This window comes from Phycicoccus sp. DTK01, assembly GCF_017312765.1.
Classification (GTDB): domain Bacteria; phylum Actinomycetota; class Actinomycetes; order Actinomycetales; family Dermatophilaceae; genus Phycicoccus; species Phycicoccus jejuensis.
The window spans coordinates 307,161-333,327 of the sequence record NZ_BOPU01000004.1 but is presented as its reverse complement, the minus strand read 5'-3'; the positions used below and the strand labels follow the sequence as shown (position 1 = coordinate 333,327).

Sequence of the window (26,167 nt, the reverse complement as noted above, 5' to 3'; positions counted from 1 at the left end):
TCAGCCGACGGAGGGGTTGACCGCGAAGTCGCTGATCGCGCCACCCTCGGTCTTCCACTTGGCGAGGATCTCCTGGTAGGTGCCGTCGGCCTCGAGCTGCTTGAGCGCCTCGACGATGGCGTCGCCGAACTCGGTCTGGTCCTTCGGCAGGACGTAGCCGTAGGGGGCGGAGTCGTACTGGTCGCCGAGGAGCTCGAGGGTGCCGCCGGTGGAGTCGACCGCCGCGATGGCCGGGGGCAGGTCGACGAGCATCGCATCGGCCTTGCCGGACTGCACCATGGCCGTGACCTTGGCCTGGTCGCCGTCGACGAGGGCGTTGATGGCGGGCTTGCCGGCGTCGGTGCACGCCTTGTCACGGGCGGGCAGGTCGGTGTCGGCCTGGACCGTGCCCTTCTGGACCGCGATGTTGAGGCCGCACGCGTTGGCCGGGTCGACCTTCTTCGGGTTGCCCTTCTGGGTGACCCACTGGGTGCCGGCCTTGAAGTAGCTGACCATCGTCGCCTGCTGCTCGCGCTCGGCGTTGACCGTGAAGCTCGAGACGCCCACGTCGTACTTGCCGCTCTGGACCCCGAGGATGATCGAGTCGAACGCCGAGGGCTGCCACTCGGTCTTGACGCCGAACTTCGCCATCACGGCGTCGAAGAGGTCGACGTCCATGCCGATGACCGTCTGGCCGTCGGAGTCGAGGTACTCGTTCGGCTGGTAGGTGGCGTCGGTGCCGATGACGACCTTGCCGGCGCTCTTGATCTTCTCCGGGAGCTTGGCGGCCAGGGCCGCGTCGACGCTCGGCGCGGGGGCCGAGGAGCCGGCCGGCGCCGAGGTGGTGCTGCCGCCCGTCGAGAGCGAGTCGGAGCCACAGGCCGAGAGGGCGAGGGCGGTCGTGGCGAGAGCGGCGACGGCGATCGCACGGGTGCGGAGCATGCTGGTCCTTTCACGGGTGCCGGACCCCTGGTGGGCGCCCGACCGAGAGGGTGTGCAGGTGATCCTGCCACCGGAGCGTGCGACGTGCGTCACGCCCGGGTAACTATCCGGGCGTGTCCGCGGGCCCGCACCGCGACGTGCGTCACACGCGGAGGCCTCGGCCGCCGGGGGCCCCTGTGCCATGATGAGGACCTTCCGGTGGACACCCCCGCCGCGCGACACCCGCAGACGCACCCATCCCTGCGGGCCGCAGCACCCCCTCCCGCACGCTGTCCGCTCGCGTGCCCCCCTCCCTCTCCGAGGAGCCATCGTGTCCGCGTCCCCCGTCCTGCCGTCCTTCGACCCGGAGAGCCCGGTCTTCCGTGCTCACGAGGGCGGGAAGCTGGGGGTACACGCGACGCAGCCGCTCCGGGGGCGCGAGGACCTCTCGCTCCTCTACACCCCGGGGGTCGCCGAGGTGTCCCTCGCCATCGCCGCCGACCCCACGCTCTCGACCCGCTACACCGCCCGCGGCAACACGGTGGCCGTCATCAGCGACGGCACGGCCGTCCTCGGCCTCGGGGACATCGGCCCGCTCGGGGCGATGCCCGTGATGGAGGGAAAGGCGGTGCTGTTCAAGCACTTCGCGGGCATCGACGCGGTGCCGGTGGTCATGGAGACCGGCACCGTCGAGGAGCTCGTCGAGGCGATCGCCCGCATCGCGCCGAGCTACGGCGGCATCAACCTCGAAGACATCTCGGCGCCGCGTTGCTTCGAGATCGAGGAGCAGCTCAAGGAGCGCCTCGACATCCCCGTGTTCCACGACGACCAGCACGGGACGGCGATCGTCGTGCTCGCCGGCCTGTACAACGCGGTGCGCGTCCTCGACCGCCGGCTCGAGGACCTGCGGGTCGTCGTGGCCGGCGCCGGGGCCGCCGGCGTCGCCGTGACCCGGCTCCTCCAGCGCGCCGGCGTCCGTGACGTCGTCGTGTGCGACTCGCGCGGGATCATCCACGCCGGGCGCCCGGACCTCTCCGAGCACAAGCAGCGGCTCGCGCTCTCGACCAACCCGCGCGGCCTCACCGGCTCGCTCGGGACGGCGCTCGAGGGGGCCGACTGCTACGTCGGCGTCTCCGGCGGCACCGTGCCGGAGGAGCAGGTGGCGGCCATGGCCCCCGACGCGATCGTCTTCGCGCTCGCGAACCCGACCCCCGAGGTGCACCCCGACGTCGCGCACCGGCACGCCGCCGTCGTGGCCACGGGGCGCTCGGACTTCCCGAACCAGATCAACAACGTCCTCGCCTTCCCCGGGATCTTCCGGGGCGCGCTGGACGCCGGGGCCACGCGGGTCACCGAGGCGATGAAGCTGGCGGCGGCGCGGGCCATCGCCGACATGGTGCCCGAGCCGACGGCGGAGCAGATCGTGCCCTCGGTGTTCGAGCCCGGGGTCGCCGAGGCGGTGGCGCAGGCCGTGCGGCGGCTCGCCCCGACCCGGTCGGCGCGGGGCTGAGCGCGCTCAGCGCGAGCGGCGGGCCAGCTCCTCGGCGTGCGCGCGGCACGCCTCCCACGTCGGGAGCAGGCCCTGCCTCTCGGCCTCCGCGAGCGTGGGCGCCTCGGAGTCCTTGGGGGAGAGCAGCGGCGTGACCCCCTCGGGCAGCTCGAGGCCGACGGCGGGGTCGAGCGGGTGGATGCCGTGCTCGCCGGTCGGGTTGTACGCGGCGGAGCACAGGTACATCGCCGTCGTGTCGTCCTCGAGCGCGCAGAACGCGTGACCGAGGCCCTCGGAGAGCCAGACCGCGCGGCGGTCGACGGTGTCGAGGAGGACGGCCTCCCACTGCCCGAAGGTCGGCGAGCCGACGCGGACGTCGACGACGTAGTCGACGAGCGAGCCGGTCAGCGCGGTGACGTACTTGCCCTGGCCGGGTGGGACGTCGGCGAAGTGGATGCCCCGCACCGTGCCGCGCGAGGAGACCGACACGTTGGTCTGGACGACGTCGGGGCGGTGTCCGAGGTGCTCGGCGAGCCGGTCGCCGCGGAAGGACTCGAGGAAGACGCCGCGGTCGTCGGGGAACTGGCGCGGGGTGACGACGAAGGCCCCCTCGATCGAGAGCGCGCGGATGTCCATCAGCGCGTCCCCCGGGCCAGGCAGGCGTGGAGGTAGGCGCCGTACCCGGACTTGAGGAGCGCGTCGCCGAGCGCGCGCAGGGCGTCGTCGTCGATCCAGCCGGCCCGCCAGGCGATCTCCTCGACGCACCCGACCTTGTGGCCCTGGCGGGCCTCGACGACGTGGACGAACTGGCTGGCGTCCATGAGCCCCTCGAAGGTGCCGGTGTCCAGCCACGCGGTGCCGCGGGGGAGCACCGTGACCGTCAGCTCGCCGCGCTGCAGGTAGGCGTCGTTGACCGCCGTGATCTCCAGCTCGCCGCGAGGGCTCGGCTCCAGGGACCGCGCGATCTCGACCACGTCGTTGTCGTAGAAGTAGAGGCCCGGCACGGCGTAGTCGCTGCGCGGCTGCGCCGGCTTCTCCTCGATGGACACGACGGTCCCGTCGTCGGCGAACTCGACGACGCCGTAGGCCGTGGGGTCGGCCACGTGGTAGGCGAAGATGTGGCCGCCCTCGACGTCGGTGAGGCGACGCAGCGCGGTGCCGAGGCCGCTGCCGTGGAAGATGTTGTCGCCGAGGACGAGGGCGACGGAGTCCTCGCCGATGAAGTCCGCCCCGATGACGAAGGCCTGGGCCAGGCCCTCGGGCCGCGGCTGCACGGCGTACGAGAGCTCGATGCCCCAGCGCGAGCCGTCGCCGAGCAGCCGGCGGAACTGGTCGACGTCCTCGGGGGTGGTGATGACGAGGATCTCGCGGATGCCCGCCATCATCAGCGTCGAGAGCGGGTAGTAGACCATCGGCTTGTCGTAGATCGGCATGAGCTGCTTGGAGATCCCCATGGTGATGGGGTGCAGCCGCGTGCCGCTTCCGCCGGCGAGGACGATGCCCTTCATGCCGTCGAGCCTATCGGTGGGCGGTTCCGGGCCGCGCAGTAGCCTTGCGCGCATGAAGGTACTCGTCACCGGGGGAGCCGGGTTCATCGGCAGCAACTTCGTGCACCGGACGCTCGGGACGCGTCCGGACGCGGAGGTGACCGTGCTCGACCTGATGACGTACGCCGGCTCGACCGCCTCGCTCGAGGGGGCCCTGGACCGCGTCCGCCTGGTCGAGGGCGACGTCGCCGACGCCGACCTCGTCGACCGGCTCGTCGACGAGTGCGACCTCGTCGTGCACTTCGCGGCCGAGTCGCACAACGACAACTCGCTCGAGGACCCGAGCCCGTTCGTGCGGACCAACCTCGTCGGCACCTTCACCCTGCTGGAGGCCGTGCGCCGCCACGGGGTCCGCTACCACCACATCTCGACCGACGAGGTCTACGGCGACCTCGAGCTCGACGACCCCGCGAAGTTCACCGAGGCCACGCCGTACAACCCGAGCTCGCCGTACAGCTCGACCAAGGCCGGCTCGGACCTGCTCGTGCGCGCCTGGGTCCGCTCCTTCGGCATCCGCGCGACGATCTCGAACTGCTCGAACAACTACGGCCCGCGCCAGCACGTCGAGAAGTTCATCCCCCGCCAGATCACCAACGTCATCGACGGCGTGCGCCCCAAGCTCTACGGCGCCGGGCTCAACGTGCGGGACTGGATCCACGTCGACGACCACAACGAGGCCGTCTGGACGATCGTCGACCGGGGCGCCTCCGGCGAGACCTACCTCATCGGCGCCGACGGCGAGGTCAACAACCTCGACGTCGTCCGGCTCATCCTCGAGCTCATGGGCGAGGACCCCGACGGCTTCGACCAGGTGACCGACCGCGCCGGCCACGACCTGCGCTACGCCATCGACGCCGACCGGCTGCGGCGCGAGCTCGGCTGGAGCCCGCGCTACGAGAGCTTCCGCGACGGCCTGGCCGCCACCATCGACTGGTACCGCGAGAACGAGGCCTGGTGGCGCCCGCAGAAGGAGGCCACCGAGGCCCGGTACGCCCGCACGCAACAGGTCCTCGGCCGCTGATGGCGCGCTGGCTGATCGTCGGTGCGGCCGGGATGCTCGGCACCGACCTCGTCGAGGTGCTGCGCGAGCGCGGGCACGAGGTCGTGGGGATGGACCTGCCCGCGGTCGACGTCCTCGACCCGGCGTCCTGCGCCGCGGCGGTCGCGGGCGCCGACGTCGTCGTCAACTGCGCGGCCTACACGGCGGTCGATGCGGCCGAGACCGACGAGGCCCGCGCCTTCGCGGTCAACGCCGTCGGCGCGGCCAACCTCGCGCGCGCCGTGGCGGCCGGCCCGGGCTCGCTCGTGCACGTGTCCACCGACTACGTCGTGGCCGGCGACGGCACGACGCCGTGGCCCGCCGACGCGCCGGTGGCCCCCGCCTCGGCCTACGGCCGCACCAAGGCGGCGGGGGAGTGGGCCGTGCGGGCCGAGTGCCCCCGCGCCTGGGTCGTGCGCACCGCGTGGCTCTACGGGGCGCACGGGCGCAGCATCCCGGCGACCGTCGCCCGCCTCGCGCGCGAGCGCGACACCTTCGGGTTCGTCGCCGACCAGGTGGGCCAGCCGACGTGGACCGTCGACCTCGCCGACGGCATCGCCCGGATCGTCGAGGCCGGCGCGCCCTACGGCATCTGGCACGGGACGGCCGCCGGCGAGACCTCCTGGCACGGGCTGGCCGGCGCGGTGCTCGAGGAGCTGGGGGAGGACCCGGCGCGGGTCGCCCCCATCACCTCCGACGCCTACCCGGCCCCCGCCCCACGGCCCGCGTACAGCGTCCTGGACCACGCGATGTGGCGCGCCGCCGGGCTCGAGCCGCTGCCGCACTGGCGCGACGCGCTGCACCGGGCCGCGCCCACCGTCCTCGGCGCCGAACGGCGCGCCTGAGCCGGGTCGGGGCATCCGTCCGGGCCCCGCGTAGGGCAGACTCACCCCCCGTGAAGACCTTCACGCGCTACTCGTCCTACACCGGCCTGCGACCCGAGATCTTCAAGCGGATCGGCACCGGCCACCGCGAGGTGCTCGACGTGGGGTGCGCCAACGGCACCCTCGGCGACGCCGTCAAGCGCCGGCAGGGAGCCCGCGTCACGGGGGTGGAGTACGACGAGGGACTGGCCGGCGAGGCCCGCGGCCGCCTCGACCGGGTCGTCACCGGCGACCTCAACCGCCTCGACGAGATCGTCGCGCAGCTCGAGGGGCCCTACGACTGCATGGTCTTCGCCGACGTGCTCGAGCACCTCGTGGACCCCTGGAGCGTCCTCGACGCCTTCACCGACCACCTGGCGCCCGAGGGCGAGGTCGTCATCAGCCTGCCGAACGTCGGGCACCTGGCGACCTTCACGAGCGTGTTCCTGCGCCGCACCTGGCCGCGCCGCGACCGCGGGCTGCACGACTCGACGCACCTACGGTGGTTCGCGCGCCGTGACATCGAGGAGCTGCTCGCGCAGACCTCGCTCGAGCCGGTGGCGTGGAAGCGCTCGCAGCGCTTCGTCGACGCCCCGGTCGCCGTCAACAAGCTGGCGCTGCTCGTCGGCTGGGTCCCCGGCCTGCGCGACCTGCTGACCTACCAGTTCGTCGTCGTCGCCCGTCGCCGTCCGACCCCGTAGGGTCGGGAGCATGCTCGCCGCCTTCGCGAAGTCCCAGTCCGCCGACGACCCGCTGAGCGGCCTCGAGGTCGGGGAGCGCCCCGACCCGGAGGCGCCCGAGGGCTGGACGACCGTCCGGCTGCGCACCGCGGCCCTCAACCACCACGACGTGTGGTCGCTGCGCGGCGTCGGGCTGCCGGCCGACCGGCTCCCGATGGTCCTCGGCTGTGACGGCGCCGGCGTGACCGAGGGCGGTGACGAGGTCATCGTCCACGCGGTCGTCGCCTCGCCCGGCTGGACCGGCGACGAGACCCTCGACCCGCGCCGCAGCCTGCTGTCCGAGGTGCACGACGGCACGCTCGCCGAGGTCGTCGCCGTCCCGACGCACAACCTCGTGCCCAAGCCCGACGACCTCTCGTGGGAGCACGCCGCCTGCCTGCCGACCGCGTGGCTCACGGCCTACCGGATGCTGTTCACGAACGCCGCCGTGCAGCCCGGCGCCACCGTGCTCGTCCAGGGCGCCGCGGGCGGGGTCGCCACCGCCCTGGTCCAGCTCGGCTCCGCGGCCGGGCTGCGGATGTGGGTCACCTCGCGCGACGCCGAGAAGGGCGAGCACGCCGTCTGGCTCGGGGCCGACCGGGCCTTCGAGAGCGGCGCCCGGCTGCCCGAGCGCGTCGACGCGGTGATGGAGACCGTCGGCGCCGCCACCTGGTCGCACAGCATCAACAGCCTGCGGCCGGGCGGCACCGTCGTCATCTCGGGCGCGACGTCGGGCGATGCCCCCTCGAAGGCCGAGCTGACGAAGATCTTCTTCAAGCAGCTGCGGGTCGTCGGGTCGACGATGGGCACGCGCGACGAGCTCGAGCGCCTCGCCCGGTTCGTCGTCGACGCCGGCATCGAGCCGCTCGTCGACTCCGTCATGCCCCTGGCCGACGCACGCGACGGCTTCGCCCGGATGGTCGAGGGCCGCGTCGCCGGCAAGGTCGTCTTCACCGTCTGACCGACGGAAGGGTCGCGACGAACGACCGCGTCATCACCGTGATGGCGCGGTTGTCGGTCGCGGACGGGGATACATCCGCGTCCGAGGCGGGTTTCCCCGCCATCACCGTGACGCCGGGGATCGGCCTGTCGCTCAGGCGATCTGGAGCCAGTCGTTCCAGCCGTTGTGCAGGACCAGCCAGGCGATGAGCCCGTAGCCGGCCTGGCCCGGGTGGTGCGGTACGCCGGACGCGGCGAGGTCGGTGCGCCACTGGTCGTGCCCGAGCAGCGGGGCGTAGCAGTCGACGAACGGGACCCCGCGCCGGCCGCAGACGTCGGCCTGCGCGTCGACGAGGACCTCGAGCCGCGAGTTCAGCTCCTCGTCGTCCGTCGGGGGCGGGCTGACGACGAAGGTGCCGACGCCCGAGGACGCGGCGTCGTCGAGGAGGTTCGCGAGGTTGAGCCGGTGCCGCGCCAGCGAGACGCCCGAGAGGATGTCGTTCGTCCCGACCGACAGCACGAGGCGCTTCTCGGACCGGCCGCGCCAGCGCCGCGGCACCTCCCCGGCCCACCGCTCGAGCAGGTCGCCGGAGGTGTCGCCCCGCACGCCGAGGTTGTACGAGGTCAGCGTGAGGTCCGGGTGCTGGGTGCGCCCGACGACGCGGGTGACCCAGCCCTGGCCCTTGGGGTCGCCGACCCCGGCGACGAGGGAGGCGCCGAGGAAGACGAGCGCGAGGTCGCGTGGACCGTCGGGGACGACCACCGCCTCCGCGCTCGGGCGGAACTCGATGGGGGACTGGCCCCCGGGGCCGCCCTGCTCGTCCGGCATCTGCTCGCTCACTCGTCCTCGTCGTCCAGTCGGGCCAGCCAGGTGGCCAGCCGCTCCACGGGCACCTCGAAGTCGGGGTTGAGGTCGACGAACGTCCTCAGCTGCTCCGCCAGCCAGTCGAGGGTGACCTCCTCGTCCCCCCGCCGCGCCTGGAGCTCCTCGATGCCGCGGTCGGTGAAGTACACGTCCTCGAGCCTACCGGCGGCCCCGCCTCACCGGTCGAAGGCGCGGGCGACGAGGTCGGCCTGCTCCGCCTGGTGCTGCTTCGTCGAGCCCGCCGCCGGCGACGCCGACCGCGGACGGGAGACCACCCGCAGGGGCCGCGTCTCACCGTGCGCCGCGAGCTCCTCGGGCAGGTTGAGCGCCAGGAAGGGCCACGCGCCCATGTTCTGGGGCTCGTCCTGCACGACGACGACCTCGGCGTCCGGGTACTGCGCGAGGGCCTTGGTCAGCTCCGCGCCGGGGAGCGGGTAGTACTGCTCCATCCGCAGGATCGCCGTCGAGGTGTCGCCGCGCTTGGCCCGCTCGGCCTCGAGGTCGTAGACGACCTTGCCGGCGGCGAGGAGGACGCGGGTCACCGAGCCCTCCGTCGCGCCCGGACGGTCCGGGAGGACCGGCCGGAAGCCACCGGTCGTGAAGTCCTCGACCGAGCTCGCCGCCGCCTTGAGGCGCAGCATCGACTTCGGGGTGAAGACGATGAGCGGCTTGCGCGGCCGGGCGTAGGCCTGGCGGCGCAGCAGGTGGAAGTACGACGCGGGGGTCGAGGGGTAGGCGACGGTCATGTTGCCCTCGGCGCACATCGTGAGGAAGCGCTCGATGCGGCCGGAGGAGTGGTCCGGGCCCTGGCCCTCGTAGCCGTGGGGGAGGAGCAGGACGACCGAGGAGCGCTGGCCCCACTTCTGCTCGGAGCTGCTGATGAACTCGTCGACGATCGTCTGCGCTCCGTTGAAGAAGTCGCCGAACTGCGCCTCCCAGAGGACGAGCGCGTCGGGCCGCTCGACGGAGTAGCCGTACTCGAAGCCCATCGCCGCGAACTCGGACAGGAGGCTGTCGTAGACCCAGAACTTCGCCTGGCCCTGGCCGAGGTAGAGCAGCGGCGTCCACTCGGACGCGTTCTCCTTGTCGATGAGCACGGCGTGCCGGCTGACGAACGTGCCGCGGCGGCTGTCCTGCCCGGCGAGGCGGACCGGCGTGCCCTCGATGAGGAGGGAGCCGAAGGCGAGCAGCTCGCCGGTGCCCCAGTCGATGCCGCCCTCGCGGGTGCTCTGGGTGCGCTTGTCGAGCATCTGGCGCAGCTTGGGGTGCACCGTGAAGCCGTCCGGCGGCGTGGAGAAGGCGTCGCCGATGCGGTGCAGCAGCTCGGTGCTGATCGCGGTCTCGGTCGCCGAGTGCGTCGTGCGGTCGGCGAAGGGGGCCTGCGCGGCCGGCGGCTCGAGGCCGGAGCCGGCGTCGGCCTTGCGACCGTCCCGGGCGTCCTTCTCGGCCGACTTCAGCGCCTCCTTGGTCTCGACGAAGACCCGCTCGAGCTGCTGCTGGTAGTCGCGCAGCGCGGCCTCGGCGTCCTCGACCGTGATGTCACCGCGGCCGATGAGCGCCTCGGTGTAGAGCTTGCGGACGCTGCGCTTGGCCTCGATGAGGTTGTACATGAGCGGCTGCGTCATCGACGGGTCGTCGCCCTCGTTGTGACCACGGCGTCGGTAGCACACCATGTCGACGACGACGTCCTTGTGGAACTCCTTGCGGAACTCGTAGGCGAGCTCGGCGACGCGCACGCACGCCTCCGGGTCGTCGCCGTTGACGTGGAAGATCGGCGCCTGGATCATCCGCGCGACGTCGGTCGAGTACGTCGAGGAGCGCGAGCTGCTCGGGGAGGTCGTGAAGCCGACCTGGTTGTTGATGACGACGTGCACGGTGCCGCCGGTGCGGTAGCCGCGCAGCTGGCTGAGGTTGAGCGTCTCGGCCACCACGCCCTGTCCGGCGAACGCGGCGTCGCCGTGCATGAGCACGGGCAGGACGGTGAAGTCCTCGCCGGCGAGGTCGAGGCGGTCCTGCTTGGCGCGGACGATGCCCTCGAGCACCGGGTTGACGGCCTCGAGGTGGCTCGGGTTGGCCGCGAGGTAGACCTTCGTCGTCGCGCCGGACTCGGCGGTGAACTCGCCCTCGGTGCCGAGGTGGTACTTGACGTCGCCGGAGCCCTGGACCGAGCGCGGGTCCTGCTTGCCCTCGAACTCGCGGAAGATCTGGCCGTAGGACTTGCCGGCGATGTTGGCGAGCACGTTGAGGCGGCCGCGGTGCGGCATCCCGATGCAGACCTCGTCGAGCTCGTCCTCGGCGGCCATCGACAGGACGCGGTCGAGCAGCGCGATGACGGACTCGCCGCCCTCGAGCGAGAAGCGCTTCTGCCCGACGAACTTCGTCTGGAGGAAGGTCTCGAAGGCCTCCGCGGCGTTGAGCCGGCGCAGGATGCGCAGCTGCTCCTCGCGCGTGGTCTTGGCGTAGCCGACCTCGACCTTGTCCTGGATCCAGCGGCGCTGCTCCGGGTCCTGGATGTGCATGTACTCGACACCGATGGTGCGGCAGTACGAGTCGCGCAGGACGCCGAGGATCTTGCGCAGCTTGAGGAACGGCTGGCCGCCGAACCCGCCGGTCGCGAAGTCGCGCTCGAGGTCCCACAGCGTGAGGCCGTGGTTGGTGATGTCGAGGTCGGGGTGGCGGCGCTGCTTGTACTCCAGCGGGTCGGTGTCGGCCATGAGGTGGCCGCGCACGCGGTAGGCGTGGATGAGCTCCTGGACGCGGGCGACCTTGTTGATGTCGTCGTCGTGCGCGGCCGAGACGTCGCGCACCCAGCGGACCGGCTCGTAGGGGATGCGCAGGCTCTCGAAGATCTCGTCGTAGAAGCCCTGCTCGCCGAGGAGCAGCGAGTGGACGATCCGCAGGAAGTCTCCGGACTGCGCGCCCTGGATGATGCGGTGGTCGTAGGTGCTCGTCAGCGTGAGGATCTTGCTCACGGCGTTGCGGTTGAGCGTCTCGGCGCTCGCGCCCTGCCACTCGGCGGGGTAGTCCATCGCGCCGACGCCGATGATCGTGCCCTGGCCCTGCATGAGGCGGGGCACCGAGTGGACGGTGCCGATCGTGCCGGGGTTGGTCAGCGAGATCGAGGTGCCCTGGAAGTCCTCGACGGTCAGCTTGCCGCCACGGGCCTTCTTGACGACGTCCTCGTAGGCGGTCCAGAAGTGCGCGAAGTCCATCGTCTCGGCGGCCTTGATGGACGGCACGAGGAGCTGGCGGGTGCCGTCGGGCTTGGCGATGTCGATCGCGAGGCCGAGGTTGACGTGCGCCGGCGTGATGAGGACCGGCTTGCCCTTCTCGTCGTGGCCGAAGCCGTTGTTCATCTCGGGCATGACGCCGAGGGCCTTGACGAGGGCGTAGCCGATGAGGTGGGTGAAGCTCACCTTGCCGCCGCGGCTGCGGGCGAGGTGGTTGTTGATGACGATGCGGTTGTCGACGAGGAGCTTGGCCGGCACGGCGCGCACCGAGGTGGCGGTCGGGACCTCGAGCGAGGCCTCCATGTTCGTGACCACGCGCGCGCTCGCGCCACGGATCGGCTGGTGCGCGGACTCGGCGAGCGGCCCGGTCTGCTTGGGGGCCTGGGGCTCGCGCGGCATCGGGGCGGCCTTGGCCTCGGCCGGCTTCTCGTCGGCGGGCTCGGACTTCGCCGGGGCGGGCGCCGGGGCGGCCTGGGGCTCCTTCGGGGCGGGCTTCGCAGCCGCCGGGGCGGGGGTCTCGGGCTGGGCGGCCTTCTCCTGCGGCCGGGGGGCGGGGCTGCCGTTGCCGGCGTGCGCAGACCCCCCGTTGGTGCGGCCCTTGGCGGCGTCACCGGGCTGGTAGTCGGCGAAGAAGCTCCACCACGCCTTGTCGACGCTGTTCCGGTCCCGTTGGTACTGCTCGTACAGCTCGTCGACCAGCCACTCGTTGGGTCCGAAGGCGGTCAGGGGGTCGCTGGACGGGGACTGCTCGGCCACGGGCTATGCTCCTCTTTCTCGGCTGGTCGCGTGCGGGTCGCGGGTGTTCGTCCCAGCCTATTACGTGGCCGTGGCGACCGTGTCGCCGCACGCCGAGCGGTGCCGAACGCGCGGCGACCGGTGGGGCCCGCCCACCGGTCGCCGCGTCACGTCACCGCCCGCCGCCGCGGGCCGCGGGTCACGAGATGTCGGCCCGCGTGGTGCGCCAGACGCCGAAGCCCGCGAGGACGGCGGCGTAGGCCGCGAGGGTCAGCGCACCGCCCCACCACTGGAGCGACGGCGCCGCGTTGGCGTTCTGCTGGGTGACGCCGCTGACGATCGCGTTCGTCGCCGCCTGCGGCAGGTACATCACGACGTGCTCGCGGCCCCACTCCCAGAAGGTGAGCGCGAAGCTGCCGAGCGGCTCGACGATCCACACGACGCCGATCGAGATGAGCAGCGCGGCGACCTGGTTGGGGATGAGGATCCCGATGCCGAGCCCGATGAGCGCCCACAGGCCGAGGACGAGGAGGCTGAGCGCCAGGGTCCGCACGACCTCGGTGCTCGGGAACGCGTCGGCCCCCCGTGCGCCGAGGACGATCGCGCCGGCGAGCACGGAGCCGACGAGCGAGAGGACGCCGTAGAGGGCGCCGATGCCGAAGAGGGCCACGACCTTGGCGCCCATCGCCCGGGTGCGGACGGGCGTGCTGAGGAAGGTGCCGGTGATCGTCTTGTGCCGGTACTCGGCCCCGATCTGGAAGATGCCGATGACGAGCATGAGGGTCAGGCCCATCGTCAGGCCGCCGGTGTAGACGCTGTTGGCGATCTGCGTCGGGTCGCCCGTGGGCTGGCCGGCGGCGACGGCCTCGGGGTCGGGCGCGATGGTGTAGACGAAGCCGAAGATCGTCGCGAAGGCGGCGGCGGTGACGACCATCGCGATCGCCATGCCCCACCACAGGCGGGTCGTGAAGAACTTGCGCAGCTCGCTGCGGATCGCGGGGATCACAGGTTCGCCCCTTCCCGGCCGGACACGGCGTCTCCTTCGGTGGGGGCGGCGCCGACGGGACCGGCGGCGTCGCCGAGGTTGCGGTTGGTGCCCTCGGTCAGGCTGAAGTAGAGGGTCTCGAGGTCCGCGCGCTGCGGACGCAGCCCGTAGACCGGGAGCCCGGCGCGCAGCGCGACGTCGCCGACGAGGCGCAGGTCGGCGGTGTCGGCCACGAGCGAGCCGTCGTCCTGGACGGTGCTCGTGACGTCGGCGACGCGCAGGGCGCCGGCGAGCGCGGCGACGTCCGAGGTCTCGACGCGCGCCCCGGGGGTGCCCTCGAGCTCCTCCATCGGGCCCGCCTGCACGAGACGGCCGTTGGCGATGATGACGACGTCGTCGACCGTCTGCGCGACCTCTTGGAGGAGGTGGCTCGAGACGAGGATGGTCTTGCCCTCGCTCGCGAGGTGCTTGAGGAAGCCGCGCAGCCAGCGGATGCCCTCGGGGTCCAGCCCGTTGGCCGGCTCGTCGAGGACGAGGACCTGCGGGTCGCCGACGAGCGCGGCCGCGAGGCCGAGGCGCTGGCGCATCCCCATGCTGTAGCCGCCGGCCCGCTTGCGGGCCGCCGCCGGGATGCCCGTCAGCTCGAGGAGCTCGTCGACCCGGCGGTCGGGGATGCCGCCGGCGGCGGCGAGCACGCGCAGGTGGTCGCGGCCGCTGCGGCCCGGGTGGAAGTTCGTGGCCTCGAGGGCGGCGCCGACGCTCTCGAGCGGGCGGGGCAGGTCGGCGTAGGGCCGGCCCCCGATCGTCGCGGTGCCGCTCGTCGGCCGGACGAGGCCGAGGAGCATCCGCAGCGTCGTCGTCTTGCCCGCCCCGTTCGGCCCGAGGAAGCCGGTGATCCGGCCGGGCTCGACGCCGAAGGTCAGGCCGTCGACGGCGACGAACTGGCCGAAGGTCTTCGTCAGGCCGGTGATCTCGATGCGACCGGAGTCGGCGCCCCCGGGCCGCCCGGTCGTGGTGGTCATGGTGTCCTCCGCGTGCTCATGGCACCGATCCTCCCAGCCTGCCGCAGGGGGAGGGTCAACCCCTCGGTGGACCCGGCGCTCCCCCCGGGGGATGAGCACCGGCCGGAACCCGCCCGGGGGCCCGTACGCTGTGGAGGCATGCACCCTCCCAGTCCTGATCACCGATGACCCCCTGGCTCCTACTCCTCCTCGGTGTCGTCCTCACGGTCGGCACCGCCCTGTTCGTCGCGGCGGAGTTCTCGCTCGTGGCCCTCGACCGTCCGGCCGTCCAGCGCGCCGTCGACGCGGGTGAGCCCGGCGCCCGCTCCGTCCTCACCTCGCACCGGCAGCTGTCGACGCAGCTCTCGGCGTGCCAGGTCGGCATCACGCTGACCACCCTCGTCCTCGGCTTCATCGCGAGCCCCTCCGTCGGCGTCCTGCTCCAGGGGCCGTTGGAGTCGGCCGGCCTCTCGGTCGGCGTCGCCACCTCCGTCGGGGCGGTGCTCGCGATGGTCCTCGCCACCGGCTTCTCGATGATCGTCGGCGAGATGGTCCCCAAGACCCTCGCCGTGTCGCTGCCGATGGCCACCGCGAAGGTCTCAGCAGGCCCGGTCCGCTGGTTCGGCCTCGCCGCCAAGCCGCTCATCGCCGTCCTCAACGGCGTGGCCAACCGCACCCTGCGCGCGCTCGGCATCGAGCCCCAGGAGGAGCTGTCGGCCGCCCGCAGCCCCGCGGAGCTCGCCTCCCTCGTCCGCAGCTCCGCCGAGGCCGGCACCCTCGACGTCGGCACCGCCCGTCTCGTCACCGCGTCCCTCGGGTTCGCCGACCAGAGCGCGGCCGACGTCATGACGCCGCGCTCGCGGGCGACCTCCATCGACCGCACCGCGTCGGCGGCCGACCTCGTCGCGCTCGCGCGGCACACCGGCCACTCGCGCTTCCCGGTGGTCGGCGCCGACTGGGACGACGTCGACGGGATCGTCCACGTCAAGAAGGCCATCGCCGTCCCCTTCGAGCGCCGGGCCGACGTGCCCGTGTCGGCCCTGATGACCCAGGCCGTGTTCGTCCCCGAGACCCTGCGCCTGGACCCGCTCCTCGTCCGCCTGCGCGGCGGCGGGATGCAGCTCGCCGTCGTCGTCGACGAGTACGGCGGCACCTCCGGCGTCGTGACGCTCGAGGACCTCGTCGAGGAGATCGTCGGCGAGGTCAGCGACGAGCACGACCGTGGTCAGACGACGGGTCGCCGTCTGCCGGACGGCTCCTGGACCGTGCCGGGCCTCTGGCGGCCGGACGAGGTGCGCTCGCGCGTCGGCGTCGACGTGCCCGAGGGTCCGGCCTACGAGACGGTCGGCGGCTTCGTCATGGCCGCGCTCGGCCGCGTCCCGCAGGTCGGTGACGAGGTGGTCGTCGACGGCTGGACCGCGCGCGTCGTCGACATGGAGGGCCACCGGGTCGACCGGGTCCGGCTGCTGCCGGTGCGGGCCGTCCCCGCCGCCCGCCCGACGGAGGTGGGCGCGTGACCACGCTGCTCGTCACCGTCGTCCTGCTCGCCGCCAACGCGTTCTTCGTCGGCGCGGAGTTCGCCGCGATGTCCGCCCGCCGCAGCCAGCTCGAGCCCCTCGCCGAGGCGGGCAGCAAGGGCGCCAGGGTCGCGATGGAGGCGTTGCAGCGCACCGGGATCCTGCTGGCCACGTGCCAGCTCGGCATCACGGTCTGCTCGGTGCTCCTCGGCGCCGTGTCCGAGGCGGCGCTGCACCACGCGCTCGTCCCGGTCGCCGAGGGCCTCGGCCTCTCGACGGTCGTCGCCGACGTCGTCGCCCTGCTCCTCGCGCTCGCGGTCGTCGTCTTCCTCCACGTCGTCTACGGCGAGATGATCCCGAAGAACATCTCCATCGCGAAGCCCGAGCGGGCCGCCATCGTCCTCGTGCCGCCGCTCGTGTGGGTCTCGAAGGTCGTCGCCCCGCTCATCCACGGGATGGACCGGCTCTCCAAGGCCGTCATCCGGCTCTTCGGCGTCGAGCCCAAGGACGAGCTCGCGTCGGCGTTCACCGCCGAGGAGGTCGCGCACATCCTCGACGAGTCCCGCGAGGAGGGTCTCGTCGGGGCGCAGGACTACGAGCGGCTCGGTGCCGCACTGGAGTTCAGCGACAAGGACGCCTCCGACGTCGGGGTGCCGATCGAGCAGCTCGTCACCGTGACCGCCGAGGCGACGCCCGAGGACATCGAGCGGCTCGTCGCCCGGCACGGCTACTCGCGCTACCCGGTGCTCGACCGCGCCGGCGAGGTGGGCGGGTACCTGCACCTCAAGGACGTCCTCTACGCCGACGACGAGGAGCGCACCGAGCCGGTGCCGACCAAGCGCGTGCGGCGGATGGCCACCGTGCGCCGGGGTGACGAGGTCGAGTCCGTGCTGCAGACCATGCAGGACAGCGGCTCCCACCTCGCCCGCGTCGTCGCGGACGACGGGGTCGTCGTCGGCGTCGTGTTCCTCGAGGACGTCATCGAGGAGCTCGTCGGCGAGGTCTCGGACGCGTCCCAGCGCTGAGCGCGCCCACCGTCGTCGGGCGGCCCGGCCCTGCGGGTCAGAGCCGCCCGACGACGAACGCGGTGGCGAAGCCGAGCGTCGTCACCAGCCCGGTGACCATGTGGGTGCGCTCGAAGGCCTCGGGGATCATCGTGTCGGCGACCATCGTGAGGATGGCGCCGGCCGCGACCGCCGTGATGGCGGCGACGGCCTCTGGGGAGGCCCCCTGGAGGAGCAGCACCCCGACCAGCCCTGCCAGGCCGCTCGCGACCGCGATGCCCACCCACACGCCGAACACGTAGCGGGCGCTGCGGCCGGCGGACTTCATGCCGGCCGCGCTCGAGAGGCCCTCCGGCAGGTTCGAGATGACGATGGCCGCCAGCACCGGCACCCCGACGCCCTGCCCGCCGAGCAGGCTGAGCCCGAGGACGACCGACTCCGGCACGCCGTCGAGCAGCGCGCCGACGGCGATGGCGGCGCCGCTGCCGGACTGCTCGGACTCGGACGGCTGCCGGCCGTGCGACCGCTTGCGGTGCCGGGCGCCGAGCCGCCCGAGCGCGACGTTCGCGAGGAAGTAGGCCAGGGCGCCACCGAGGAAGCCCAGGACCGTCGGCAGCAGGCCGCCGGTGCGCTCGGCCTCGTCGACGAGGTCGAAGGACAGCGCCGAGACGAGGACCCCGGCGCCGAAGGCCATGACGACCGCGACGACCGCCCGTGGCACGCGGACGAACCACGCGACGAGGGCACCGACGACGAGCGCCCCGCCGGCGAGCAGACCCCACAGGCCCGCTTCCAGCGCGGTGCTCACCGGGTGCCCACGGCGTCAGCGCGCGGCGAGCGCGTCCTCGAGCAGGGTGACCATCGCCTCGAGCTGGACGTCGGTGGCGTCGCCGACCTCCTCGTCGGACCCGTCGAGCGCGCGGGCGGCGAGCCCGGCCTTCTCGTCGACGAGCTCCGCGAGGCGCGGGTCGAGCGTGCCGGTGGCGATGACGCGCCACGCGGTGACCGGCTCGGTCTGCCCGATCCGGTGGACGCGGTCGATCGCCTGGGTCTGCTCCGCCGAGGTCCAGGACAGCTCGGCGAGGACGACGTTCGAGGCCACCTGGAGGTTGAGCCCGACGCCGGCCGCGGTGAGCGAGCAGACGATGACCGACACCTCGGGGTCCTCGAGGAAGGCCTTGATGTTCGCCGCGCGGACGGCAGGGGTCTGGTCTCCACGGATGGAGGAGTACCCGATGCCGCGCTTGGCGAACGTCGCCTCCGCGGTGTCCATGACGTCGACGTGCTTGGCGAAGAAGACGACCTTGCCGACGTTGCGCGCCAGCTGGGCCGCGTAGTCGGCCGCGAGGCCGGCCTTGGCCTGGCCGATGCGCCGCAGGACCGAGAAGACGTTGTCGCCGGAGGTCTCGCCGCCGGTGTCGCGGCGCAGGGCCGCGGCGACGCGGCGGACGAGCTCGTGGTCGACGCCCTCGACGGGGGTGCTGCGCGCGGAGACGGCCGCGTCGTAGCGGGCGAGGAGGCGCGTGGCGAGCTGCTGCTCGGCGGAGCGGACCGAGCGGCTCGCCTCGTCGTCGAGCTCGACGGGGAGGTCGGCGACCCGGCGGGCCGGGATGTCGGACGCGACGTCGACCTTCCGGCGCCGGACGATGCCGAGGTCGATGACGCTGCGCCGGGCGGCGGCCGAGAAGCCGCGGTCGGCGGGGGTGAGGCCGGTCTCCTCGAGCGCCGCCATGAGGGCGGGGCGCGGGCGGGTGTCGTCGATCCAGCCGAGGAACTGCCAGACGGCCCGGAAGTCCTCGATGTCGTTGATGAGCGGCGTCCCCGTCAGCGCCATGAGCAGCGGCGCGGCGGCTCGTTCCCGGACCTTCTGCGACAGGGCCAGCACGTGCCTGGAGCGCTGCGAGGTCTTGTTCTTGATGAAGTGCGCCTCGTCGAGGACCATCCCGCGGAAGCCGTGGGTGCCGAGCCACCCGACGTGGCGGTCGAGGATGTCGTAGTTGACCACGACGATGTCGGCGAAGCCGTCGACGGTGTCGCCGTCGCCGTGCACGACGGTCGCGGTGCGCCGCGGCGTCCACCTGGCGGCCTCGCGGGCCCAGTTGGCCTTGACGACGTTGGGCACGACGACGAGCAGGGGGAAGGCGCCGGCGGCCTCGGCCGCGAGCAGCGACTGGGCGGTCTTGCCGAGCCCGGGCTCGTCGGCGAGGAGGAAGGTGCGGTGCCCGGCCGCGGCCGCGGCGACGACCTGGGCCTGGTGGTGCATCAGCTCCAGGCCCTCGATGCCGTGGACGACGCCCTCGGGCTCGGGCAGCGGCATGCACGTCGCGTCGCCGCCCTGCTCGAAGGCGCGGAAGAGCGGGGTCAGCAGCTCCCAGGTGGCGAGCCGGTTGGTGCGCGGCCGGACGGCCTGGACGGCGGAGAGGTCCGGCGCGAGGAAGGGGTTGGCGAGCTGGCGGGCCATGACGGCGGTCGGGACGACGCGGCGCGGGGCGGGGGCGTCGTCGGCCGAGGGGGCCGGCGGCTCGGGCTCGGGCTCCGGCTCGCGGCCGGCGGAGCGCAGCATGTCGTTCTTGAGGTCGTGGGCCTCGGGCGGGACGACGGCGTCCTCGGCGAGCAGCTGGAGCAGGCTGGTGTCACGGGCGGCGGTCTTCGCCAGGATCGTCGCGATGCCGTCGAGCCGGGTCATCGTCGCGGTGCGCTCGGACTCGGGCACGGAGGGGTCGCCCTTGAGCCGGGCCCGCTCCTCGCGCACGAGCAGCGCGAGGACCTGGAAGGTCGTGCGCTGGGAGGGGCGGACGTGCCCGCGGCCGGCCGCGGCCTCGACCTGACGGACCGTGCGCGCCATGACGGGGAGGAGGCCCTCCTCGTGCGTCGTGCGGGTCGGGCGACGGTCTCGGGGACCGCCACCGCGGCGCCGGGGTGCTCGCTGTGCCAAGCGTTCCTTCTCCTGGGTCGTGGCGTCGGCGGGCACCCGTGGGTGCGGGCCGGGGACGCCAGCCGGTGTCGCGGGGGACCGGGTGCACACGCCGTCGGCGTGCACGCGGCGGTGCCGCATCCGGGTGGCGGCACCACCCGGGGTCCTCGAGCGAGGACCGGTCCCCACCCCAGAGTATGCCCGCCCGGGCCCGTCGGACGAGCACGGTGCGGTCACGACCGCCGCGGGGTGGGGGAGGACGACGGGAGGGCCCGGTCCGCGGCGCGGTGTGCGCGCGGTCCGGGCCCTCCTGCGTCGGTGCCCCCGGCAGGATTCGAACCTGCGCTCCCGCCTCCGGAGGGCGGTGCTCTATCCCCTGAGCTACGGGGGCGGCATGACGCGCGTCATGGTCGAAACCGCGACGCGGGGAGAGGCTAGCAGCCTAGGCTTGGGGCCATGCAAACCGGGTGGGCGGGACCTGGCGACGGGCCACTCGTCCTCGTGTGCGACGACACCGAGGCGATCCGCCGCCTCCTGCGGATCAACCTCGAGCTGGGCGGTTTCCGGGTCGAGGAGGCGGCCGACGGGCACGAGGCCATGGGCCGGCTCATCGACGCCGACCGGGAGCGCCCGGCGGTCATCGTCCTGGACTCGCAGATGGCCCCGTACGACGGCTGGTGGGCCATCGCGGCGATCCGCTCGCACCACCCCCTCGACGACGTGCCGGTCGTCCTCGTCACCGCCACGGCGACCGACCTGGAGAGCCCCGAGGTGAGCGGCGCCGGGTTCGACGCCTACGTGAGCAAGCCGTTCGACCCCGACGACCTCGTGGCGGTCGTCTCACGGCTCGCGGCGGCCGGACGGGCCCGACACCGCCGTCCGTAGACTGGCGCGGGTGACCCCCGAACAGCTCTCGGCCGCCATCCGCGGCGCCCTCGTGTCCGCCGTCGACTCCGGTGACCTCGCCGTCACCGTCCCCGACGAGGTGCGCGTGGAGCGTCCGAGGAACCGCGACCACGGGGACTGGTCGACCAACGTCGCGCTCCAGCTGGCCAAGCCCGCCGGGATGAACCCGCGCGAGCTCGCGTCGGCCCTCGCCGAGCGCCTGCGGGCGGTCGACGGCGTCGCCGCCGTCGACGTCGCGGGACCGGGCTTCCTCAACATCACGCTCGACGCCGCGGCCGCCGGCGAGCTCGCGCGCAGCATCGTCGAGGCCGGAACCGCGTTCGGCCACAACGAGGCCGAGGCCGGCCACGTCATCAACCTCGAGTACATCTCCGCGAACCCGACCGGGCCGCTGCACCTCGGGCACACCCGCTGGGCGGCGCTCGGCGACGCCATGGGACGGCTGCTGCGGGCCTCCGGCGCCACCCTGACGACGGAGTACTACCTCAACGACGCCGGCTCGCAGATGGACAAGTTCGCCGCGTCGGTGCTGGCCCGCGCCAAGGGCGAGCCGACCCCCGAGGGCGGCTACCCCGGCGCGTACGTCGACGACCTCGCGGAGCAGGTGCTCGCGCAGCGGCCCGACCTCGTCTCGCTCCCCGCCGACGAGGCGCTCGTCGTGGCGCGCGACCTCGCCTACCCCCTGCAGCTCGCCGACATCCGCGAGACCCTCGAGGCCTTCGGGGTGCGGTTCGACGTGTGGTTCTCGGAGAAGAGCCTCCACGACGGCGGCGCGGTCGCCTCGGCCGTCGACCGGTTGCGCGAGCAGGGGCACGTGTTCGACCAGGACGGCGCCGTCTGGCTGCGGACGACCGACTTCACCGACGATAAGGACCGCGTGCTGTTCCGGGCGAACGGGGAGCCGACGTACTTCGCCGCCGACGCCGCGTACTACCTGTCCAAGAAGGACCGCGGCTTCGACGAGAAGATCTACCTCCTCGGCGCCGACCACCACGGCTACATCAACCGGCTCAAGGCCATCGCCGCCTGCGCGGGGGACGACCCGGAGCACAACATCGAGGTGCGCATCGGGCAGCTCGTCGACCTCAACGGCGCGAAGCTGTCCAAGCGCGCCGGCAACATCATCGAGCTGCGCGACCTCATCGGGTGGATCGGCACCGACGCGATCCGGTACTCGCTGGCCCGGTACCCGGCCGACAGCCCGCTCTCGCTCGACGGCGAGGAGCTGCGCAAGCAGACCAACGACAACCCGGTCTTCTACGTGCAGTACGCCCACGCCCGGACGGCCAACGTGGCGCGCCTCGCGGCCGAGGACGGCGTGCACCGCGCGGACGGCTTCGACGCCTCGCTGCTCGGAGACCCCACCGAGGCCGCGCTCCTCGCCGTGCTCGGCGACTTCCCGCGGGTCGTCGCCCAGGCCGCGCACCTGCGCGAGCCGCACCGGGTGGCGCGCTACCTCGAGGAGCTCGCCGCGCGCTTCCACAAGTGGTACGACACCTGCCGTGTGCGCCCGATGACCGCCGACGAGGAGGTCACCGACCTCCACCGCACCCGCCTCTGGCTCAACGACGCCACCCGGCAGGTCCTCGCCAACGGTCTCGACCTGCTCGGCGTCTCCGCGCCCGAGCGCATGTGAGGGGCTGAGCCGTGCGCGCGCACGAGGCCGGTGCCCTCCACGCCGAGGGCTACGGCGGACCCCCGCTCTACCTGCCCTCCCCGGGCGACGTCATGGAGCTGCTGCCGCAGCTGTGGGCGTCGTCGGTCGCGCGTGACGAGCGGGGACGGCTCACCGTGGGAGGGGTCGACGTCGTCACGCTCGCGGAGCGTCACGGCACGGCGGCCTACGTCATGGACGAGGACGACTTCCGGTCGCGCGCACGGGGTTTTCGCGACGGGTTCGCCGACGCGTTCGCGCGCTTCGGGGGCGCCGACGTCTACTACGCGGGCAAGGCCTTCCTCTGCACGGCCGTCGCCCGCTGGGTCGACCAAGAGGGCCTCCACCTCGACGTCTGCACCGGCGGCGAGCTCGCCGTCGCGCAGCGGGCGGGCTTCCCCGCGGAGCGGGTCGCCTTCCACGGCAACAACAAGACCGTCGCCGAGCTGCGGGCCGCGCTGACCTACGGGGTCGGCCGCGTCGTCGTCGACTCGTTCGACGAGATCGACCGCGTCGTGGCGCTCGCGACGGAGCTCGGCGTGCGTGCGCCGGTCATGGTCCGCGTCACGGTGGGCGTCGAGGCGCACACCCACGAGTTCATCGCCACCGGGCACGAGGACCAGAAGTTCGGCTTCAGCCTCGCCGGGGGCCGGGCGATGGAGGCCGTCGCCCGGCTGCTCGCGCACCCCGGGGCGGTCGACCTGCGCGGCCTGCACAGCCACATCGGCAGCCAGATCTTCGACACCGGGGGCTTCGAGGCCGCCGTGCACCGGCTGGCCGGGCTGCACCGACGGGTCGAGGAGGAGCACGGTGTCGCGATGCCGGAGGTCGACCTCGGCGGCGGCTACGGCATCGCCTACACCTCGCAGCACGACCCCCTGCCGGCCGACGCGCTCGCTGCGGCGATGGCCGCCATCGTCGGCCGCGAGTTCGGGGACCGCGTCCCGCGGGTCTCGGTCGAGCCGGGGCGCGCCATCGTCGGCCCGACGACGTTCACGCTGTACGAGGTCGGCACCGTCAAGACGGTCGACCTCGGCGCGGGTCACTCGCGGACCTACGTCTCGGTCGACGGCGGGATGAGCGACAACGCCCGCCCGGCGCTCTACGAGGCCGACTACTCCTGCACCCTCGCCAACCGGGCCTCGAGCGCCGACCCCGTGCTCGCCCGCGTGGTCGGGCGGCACTGCGAGAGCGGCGACATCGTCGTCCTCGACGAGTACCTGCCGGCCGACGTCCGCCCGGGCGACCTCGTCGCCGTGCCGGGCACCGGCGCCTACTGCCGCAGCCTCTCCAGCCAGTACAACCACACCCCCCGACCGCCCGTCGTCGCCGTCCGTGGAGGCGAGAGCAGGGTCCTCGTGCGTCGTGAGACGATCGAGGACCTGCTCGCCCTCGACGTGGCGGACGACTGAGCCCGACGACCGAGGAGACCGATCCCGCCATGGCCCACGAACCCGGCGCACCCCTGCGCGTCGCCCTGCTCGGGTGCGGCGTCGTGGGCTCGTCCGTGGCCCGGATGCTCGTCGAGCAGGCCGACGACCTCGCCGCGCGCGTCGGCGCCCCGCTCGAGCTCGTCGGCATCGCGGTGCGGCGCCCGCAGCGCCCGCGGCCGGACGTCCCGGTCGACCCCTCGCTCTTCACCGCCGACGCCGAGGAGCTCGTGACCCGGGCCGACGTCGTCGTCGAGGTCGTCGGGGGCATCGACCCGGCGCGCGGCCTCATCCTGCGCGCGATCGAGCACGGCGCGGCCGTCGTCTCCGCCAACAAGGCGCTCGTTGCCGAGGACGGCCCGAGGCTGTTCGAGGCCGCCGCCCGGGCCGGGGTCGACCTGTACTACGAGGCCGCGGTCGCCGGGGCGATCCCGATCCTGCGGCCGGTGCGCGAGTCGCTCGCCGGCGACCGGGTCCGCAAGGTCATGGGCATCGTCAACGGGACGACGAACTTCGTCCTCGACAAGATGGACGTCTCGGGGGCCGGCTTCGCCGAGACCGTCGCCGAGGCCCAGGCGCTCGGCTACGCCGAGGCGGACCCGACCGCCGACGTCGAGGGCTTCGACGCCGCCGCGAAGGCCGCCATCCTCGCGAGCCTCGCGTTCCACACCCGCGTGTCCTCGGCCGACGTCCACCGCGAGGGCATCACCGAGGTGACCGCCGCCGACATCAACGCCGCGCGCGAGAACGACTGTGTCGTCAAGCTGCTCGCGATCTGCGAGCGGGTCGAGGCCGAGGGCGCCGAGGCCGTCAGCGTGCGCGTGCACCCGGCGATGGTCCCGCGCTCCCACCCGCTGGCCAGCGTCCGCGAGGCGTTCAACGCCGTGTTCGTCGAGGCCGAGGCCGCCGGCGAGCTGATGTTCTACGGCCGCGGCGCGGGCGGCGACCCCACGGCGTCCGCCGTCCTCGGCGACGTCGTCGCCGTCGCCCGCCAGCGGGTGGCCGGCGGGCGCGGGCCGGGGGAGTCGGCCTACGCCGACCTGCCCGTCGTCGACCTGGGGCGTGCCGTGACGCGCTACCACATCAGCCTCGACGTGGCCGACCGCCCGGGCGTGCTCGCGCAGGTCGCGGCGGTCTTCGCCGAGCAGGGCGTCTCGATCGAGACCGTCCGCCAGCAGGTCGTCCCCGACGAGGGCGACCGGGCGCGGCTCATCGTCGTGACCCACCGCGCGAGCGACGCCGCGCTGTCCGCCACCGTCGACGCCCTCGCCGCCCTCGAGGCGGTCGACGACGTCGCCTCCGTCATGCGTGTGGAAGGAGCCTGACGTGGCCCACCAGTGGCGCGGCGTCATCCGCGAGTACGCCGAGCGCCTGCCGAGCCTGGCCGGCGCGCCGGTCGTCACCCTCCTCGAGGGCGGGACCCCGCTCATCCCGTGCGAGAACCTCTCGGAGCTCACGGGGGCCAACGTCCTCGTCAAGTACGAGGGCCTCAACCCGACCGCGTCCTTCAAGGACCGCGGGATGACGGCGGCGATCTCCGCCGCGAAGCTGAACGGCGCGAAGGCCGTCATCTGCGCCAGCACGGGCAACACCAGCGCCAGCGCCGCCGCGTACGCGGTCAAGGCGGGGATGACCTGCGCCGTCCTCGTGCCCGACGGCAAGATCGCGATGGGCAAGCTGTCGCAGGCGATCGCCCACGGCGCCACCCTCATCCAGGTCGAGGGCAACTTCGACGACTGCCTGACCGTCGCCCGCAAGCTCGCCGAGTCCTACCCGGTCGAGCTCGTCAACTCCGTCAACCCGGCACGCATCGAGGGCCAGAAGACGGCCGCTTTCGAGGTCGTCGACGCGCTCGGCGACGCCCCGGACATCCACGTGCTGCCGGTCGGCAACGCGGGCAACATCACGGCGTACTGGAAGGGTTACACCGAGTACGCCTCGGAGACAACGGCTCTCGACGGCACGCTCCTCCCGCCCGTGGCCACCCGGCGCCCGCAGATGTGGGGCTTCCAGGCGGCCGGCGCCGCACCGATCGTCCTCGGTCACCCGGTCGACCACCCCGAGACCGTCGCCACGGCGATCCGCATCGGCAACCCGGCCTCGTGGCGGCAGGCCGAGGCGGCACGCGACGAGTCCGGCGGCCTCATCGACTCCGTCACCGACGACGAGATCCTCGAGGCCCACCGCGTGCTGTCCTCCACCGAGGGCGTGTTCGTCGAGCCCGGGTCGGCGGCCAGCATCGCCGGCCTGCTCAAGATGCACCGGGCCGGGCGGGTGCCGCAGGACGCCACCGTCGTCTGCACCGTGACCGGCCACGGCCTCAAGGACCCCCAGTGGGCCCTGCGCTCGGCCGACGGCGGCGACGTCGAGCCGGTCCGCGTGCCGGTCGACGCCTACTCGGTCGCGGCCGCGCTCGGCCTCGAGGGGTGA

At 73.2% G+C, this 26,167-nt stretch carries 22 protein-coding genes and 1 tRNA gene; 12 read left to right on the top strand and 11 right to left on the bottom strand.

Annotated elements, in window-relative coordinates; genetic code table 11:
* Entirely contained in the window at window positions 1-921 is a 921-nt protein-coding gene (locus J3473_RS11605; protein ID WP_207023537.1) for an ABC transporter substrate-binding protein, read from the bottom strand.
* A 310-nt stretch (window positions 922-1,231) separates the two neighbouring features.
* Here J3473_RS11605 and J3473_RS11600 point away from each other — a divergent pair, with 310 nt between their 5' ends.
* Window positions 1,232-2,410: an NADP-dependent malic enzyme gene (locus J3473_RS11600; protein WP_207023534.1), complete on the top strand. Its 1,179-nt coding sequence runs from the start codon at window positions 1,232-1,234 to the stop codon at window positions 2,408-2,410.
* A gap of 6 nt (window positions 2,411-2,416) precedes the next feature.
* On the opposite strand, the gene J3473_RS11595 is transcribed toward J3473_RS11600, so the two are convergent.
* A complete protein-coding gene (locus tag J3473_RS11595) occupies window positions 2,417-3,025 on the bottom strand; it encodes a dTDP-4-dehydrorhamnose 3,5-epimerase family protein (protein WP_207023532.1) in 609 nt (202 codons plus the stop codon).
* Window positions 3,025-3,897, bottom strand: coding sequence for a glucose-1-phosphate thymidylyltransferase RfbA (rfbA, locus tag J3473_RS11590; protein ID WP_030527763.1), 873 nt, complete (start codon window positions 3,895-3,897; stop codon window positions 3,025-3,027). Before rfbA ends, J3473_RS11595 begins: the two co-directional genes overlap by 1 nt.
* A 52-nt stretch (window positions 3,898-3,949) precedes the next feature.
* Here rfbA and rfbB point away from each other — a divergent pair, with 52 nt between their 5' ends.
* Genes rfbB through J3473_RS11570 form a run of 4 tightly spaced genes read left to right on the top strand, consistent with a single transcriptional unit; the run spans window position 3,950 to window position 7,518 of the window.
* The gene (gene rfbB / locus J3473_RS11585) at window positions 3,950-4,957 is read left to right on the top strand and encodes a dTDP-glucose 4,6-dehydratase (protein ID WP_207023529.1); all 1,008 of its coding nucleotides are present in this window, start codon (window positions 3,950-3,952) and stop codon (window positions 4,955-4,957) included.
* Window positions 4,957-5,820, top strand: a complete 864-nt coding sequence (gene rfbD / locus J3473_RS11580; protein WP_207023527.1) for a dTDP-4-dehydrorhamnose reductase — start codon at window positions 4,957-4,959, stop codon at window positions 5,818-5,820. Before rfbB ends, rfbD begins: the two co-directional genes overlap by 1 nt.
* A 50-nt stretch (window positions 5,821-5,870) precedes the next feature.
* Window positions 5,871-6,539, top strand: coding sequence for a bifunctional 2-polyprenyl-6-hydroxyphenol methylase/3-demethylubiquinol 3-O-methyltransferase UbiG (locus J3473_RS11575; protein ID WP_051750385.1), 669 nt, complete (start codon window positions 5,871-5,873; stop codon window positions 6,537-6,539).
* Between the two features lie 10 nt (window positions 6,540-6,549).
* Window positions 6,550-7,518, top strand: a complete 969-nt coding sequence (locus tag J3473_RS11570) for a zinc-binding dehydrogenase (RefSeq protein ID WP_207023524.1) — start codon at window positions 6,550-6,552, stop codon at window positions 7,516-7,518.
* Between the two features lie 132 nt (window positions 7,519-7,650).
* Here the strand turns inward: J3473_RS11570 and J3473_RS11565 are convergent, their stop codons facing one another.
* From J3473_RS11565 to J3473_RS11545, 5 genes are all read right to left on the bottom strand, one after another.
* Window positions 7,651-8,325 (bottom strand): GDSL-type esterase/lipase family protein, encoded by a 675-nt coding sequence (locus J3473_RS11565; RefSeq protein ID WP_030527768.1) that lies wholly within the window; start codon window positions 8,323-8,325, stop codon window positions 7,651-7,653.
* An 8-nt stretch (window positions 8,326-8,333) separates the two neighbouring features.
* Window positions 8,334-8,510 carry a DUF6104 family protein gene (locus J3473_RS11560; protein ID WP_169742049.1) on the bottom strand — a complete coding sequence of 59 codons (177 nt, stop codon included), beginning with the start codon at window positions 8,508-8,510 and terminating at the stop codon, window positions 8,334-8,336.
* A gap of 27 nt (window positions 8,511-8,537) precedes the next feature.
* Window positions 8,538-12,347 carry a multifunctional oxoglutarate decarboxylase/oxoglutarate dehydrogenase thiamine pyrophosphate-binding subunit/dihydrolipoyllysine-residue succinyltransferase subunit gene (locus tag J3473_RS11555; RefSeq protein WP_207023522.1) on the bottom strand — a complete coding sequence of 1,270 codons (3,810 nt, stop codon included), beginning with the start codon at window positions 12,345-12,347 and terminating at the stop codon, window positions 8,538-8,540.
* Window positions 12,348-12,525: 178 nt separating this feature from the next.
* The gene (locus J3473_RS11550) at window positions 12,526-13,332 is read right to left on the bottom strand and encodes an ABC transporter permease (RefSeq protein WP_207023520.1); all 807 of its coding nucleotides are present in this window, start codon (window positions 13,330-13,332) and stop codon (window positions 12,526-12,528) included.
* Complete coding sequence (locus J3473_RS11545) at window positions 13,329-14,333, bottom strand: ABC transporter ATP-binding protein (RefSeq protein WP_207023518.1); 1,005 nt, start codon at window positions 14,331-14,333, stop codon at window positions 13,329-13,331. Before J3473_RS11545 ends, J3473_RS11550 begins: the two co-directional genes overlap by 4 nt.
* Before the next feature lie 164 nt (window positions 14,334-14,497).
* Here J3473_RS11545 and J3473_RS11540 point away from each other — a divergent pair, with 164 nt between their 5' ends.
* Window positions 14,498-15,829 (top strand): hemolysin family protein, encoded by a 1,332-nt coding sequence (locus J3473_RS11540; protein WP_207023508.1) that lies wholly within the window; start codon window positions 14,498-14,500, stop codon window positions 15,827-15,829.
* Window positions 15,826-16,854 carry a hemolysin family protein gene (locus tag J3473_RS11535; protein WP_207023506.1) on the top strand — a complete coding sequence of 343 codons (1,029 nt, stop codon included), beginning with the start codon at window positions 15,826-15,828 and terminating at the stop codon, window positions 16,852-16,854. Before J3473_RS11540 ends, J3473_RS11535 begins: the two co-directional genes overlap by 4 nt.
* Before the next feature lie 37 nt (window positions 16,855-16,891).
* On the opposite strand, the gene J3473_RS11530 is transcribed toward J3473_RS11535, so the two are convergent.
* From J3473_RS11530 to J3473_RS11520, 3 genes are all read right to left on the bottom strand, one after another.
* On the bottom strand, window positions 16,892-17,641 hold the full coding sequence (locus J3473_RS11530) for a ZIP family metal transporter (RefSeq protein WP_030527774.1): 750 nt from the start codon (window positions 17,639-17,641) through the stop codon (window positions 16,892-16,894).
* A 15-nt stretch (window positions 17,642-17,656) separates the two neighbouring features.
* The gene (locus J3473_RS11525) at window positions 17,657-19,678 is read right to left on the bottom strand and encodes a DEAD/DEAH box helicase (protein ID WP_242525825.1); all 2,022 of its coding nucleotides are present in this window, start codon (window positions 19,676-19,678) and stop codon (window positions 17,657-17,659) included.
* 388 nt (window positions 19,679-20,066) lie between these two features.
* A tRNA-Arg gene (locus J3473_RS11520) sits at window positions 20,067-20,138 on the bottom strand.
* Window positions 20,139-20,203: 65 nt separating this feature from the next.
* On the opposite strand from J3473_RS11520, the gene J3473_RS11515 reads away from it, so the two are divergent.
* The 5 genes from J3473_RS11515 to thrC are packed head-to-tail and all read left to right on the top strand — an operon-like array spanning window position 20,204 to window position 26,167.
* Complete coding sequence (locus J3473_RS11515; protein WP_207023504.1) at window positions 20,204-20,632, top strand: response regulator; 429 nt, start codon at window positions 20,204-20,206, stop codon at window positions 20,630-20,632.
* A 10-nt stretch (window positions 20,633-20,642) separates the two neighbouring features.
* Window positions 20,643-22,289 (top strand): arginine--tRNA ligase, encoded by a 1,647-nt coding sequence (gene argS, locus J3473_RS11510; RefSeq protein ID WP_207023503.1) that lies wholly within the window; start codon window positions 20,643-20,645, stop codon window positions 22,287-22,289.
* Between the two features lie 11 nt (window positions 22,290-22,300).
* Window positions 22,301-23,719, top strand: a complete 1,419-nt coding sequence (gene lysA, locus J3473_RS11505) for a diaminopimelate decarboxylase (protein ID WP_207023502.1) — start codon at window positions 22,301-22,303, stop codon at window positions 23,717-23,719.
* A 29-nt stretch (window positions 23,720-23,748) separates the two neighbouring features.
* Window positions 23,749-25,062 carry a homoserine dehydrogenase gene (locus tag J3473_RS11500; RefSeq protein ID WP_207023501.1) on the top strand — a complete coding sequence of 438 codons (1,314 nt, stop codon included), beginning with the start codon at window positions 23,749-23,751 and terminating at the stop codon, window positions 25,060-25,062.
* A 1-nt stretch (window position 25,063) separates the two neighbouring features.
* A complete protein-coding gene (gene thrC, locus J3473_RS11495; RefSeq protein ID WP_207023500.1) occupies window positions 25,064-26,167 on the top strand; it encodes a threonine synthase in 1,104 nt (367 codons plus the stop codon).

Excerpts from the sequence above, each read along its gene's own strand:
- J3473_RS11605 (WP_207023537.1), bottom strand. The coding sequence starts at position 921 with ATGCTCCGCACCCGTGCGATCGCCGTCGCCGCTCTCGCCACGACCGCC.
- J3473_RS11595 (WP_207023532.1), bottom strand. The coding sequence starts at position 3,025 with ATGGACATCCGCGCGCTCTCGATCGAGGGGGCCTTCGTCGTCACCCCG.
- rfbA (WP_030527763.1), bottom strand. The coding sequence starts at position 3,897 with ATGAAGGGCATCGTCCTCGCCGGCGGAAGCGGCACGCGGCTGCACCCC.
- rfbB (WP_207023529.1), top strand. The coding sequence starts at position 3,950 with ATGAAGGTACTCGTCACCGGGGGAGCCGGGTTCATCGGCAGCAACTTC.
- rfbD (WP_207023527.1), top strand. The coding sequence starts at position 4,957 with ATGGCGCGCTGGCTGATCGTCGGTGCGGCCGGGATGCTCGGCACCGAC.
- J3473_RS11570 (WP_207023524.1), top strand. The coding sequence starts at position 6,550 with ATGCTCGCCGCCTTCGCGAAGTCCCAGTCCGCCGACGACCCGCTGAGC.
- J3473_RS11565 (WP_030527768.1), bottom strand. The coding sequence starts at position 8,325 with ATGCCGGACGAGCAGGGCGGCCCCGGGGGCCAGTCCCCCATCGAGTTC.
- J3473_RS11545 (WP_207023518.1), bottom strand. The coding sequence starts at position 14,333 with ATGACCACCACGACCGGGCGGCCCGGGGGCGCCGACTCCGGTCGCATC.
- J3473_RS11540 (WP_207023508.1), top strand. The coding sequence starts at position 14,498 with ATGACCCCCTGGCTCCTACTCCTCCTCGGTGTCGTCCTCACGGTCGGC.
- J3473_RS11525 (WP_242525825.1), bottom strand. The coding sequence starts at position 19,678 with ATGGCGCGCACGGTCCGTCAGGTCGAGGCCGCGGCCGGCCGCGGGCAC.
- J3473_RS11515 (WP_207023504.1), top strand. The coding sequence starts at position 20,204 with ATGCAAACCGGGTGGGCGGGACCTGGCGACGGGCCACTCGTCCTCGTG.
- J3473_RS11500 (WP_207023501.1), top strand. The coding sequence starts at position 23,749 with ATGGCCCACGAACCCGGCGCACCCCTGCGCGTCGCCCTGCTCGGGTGC.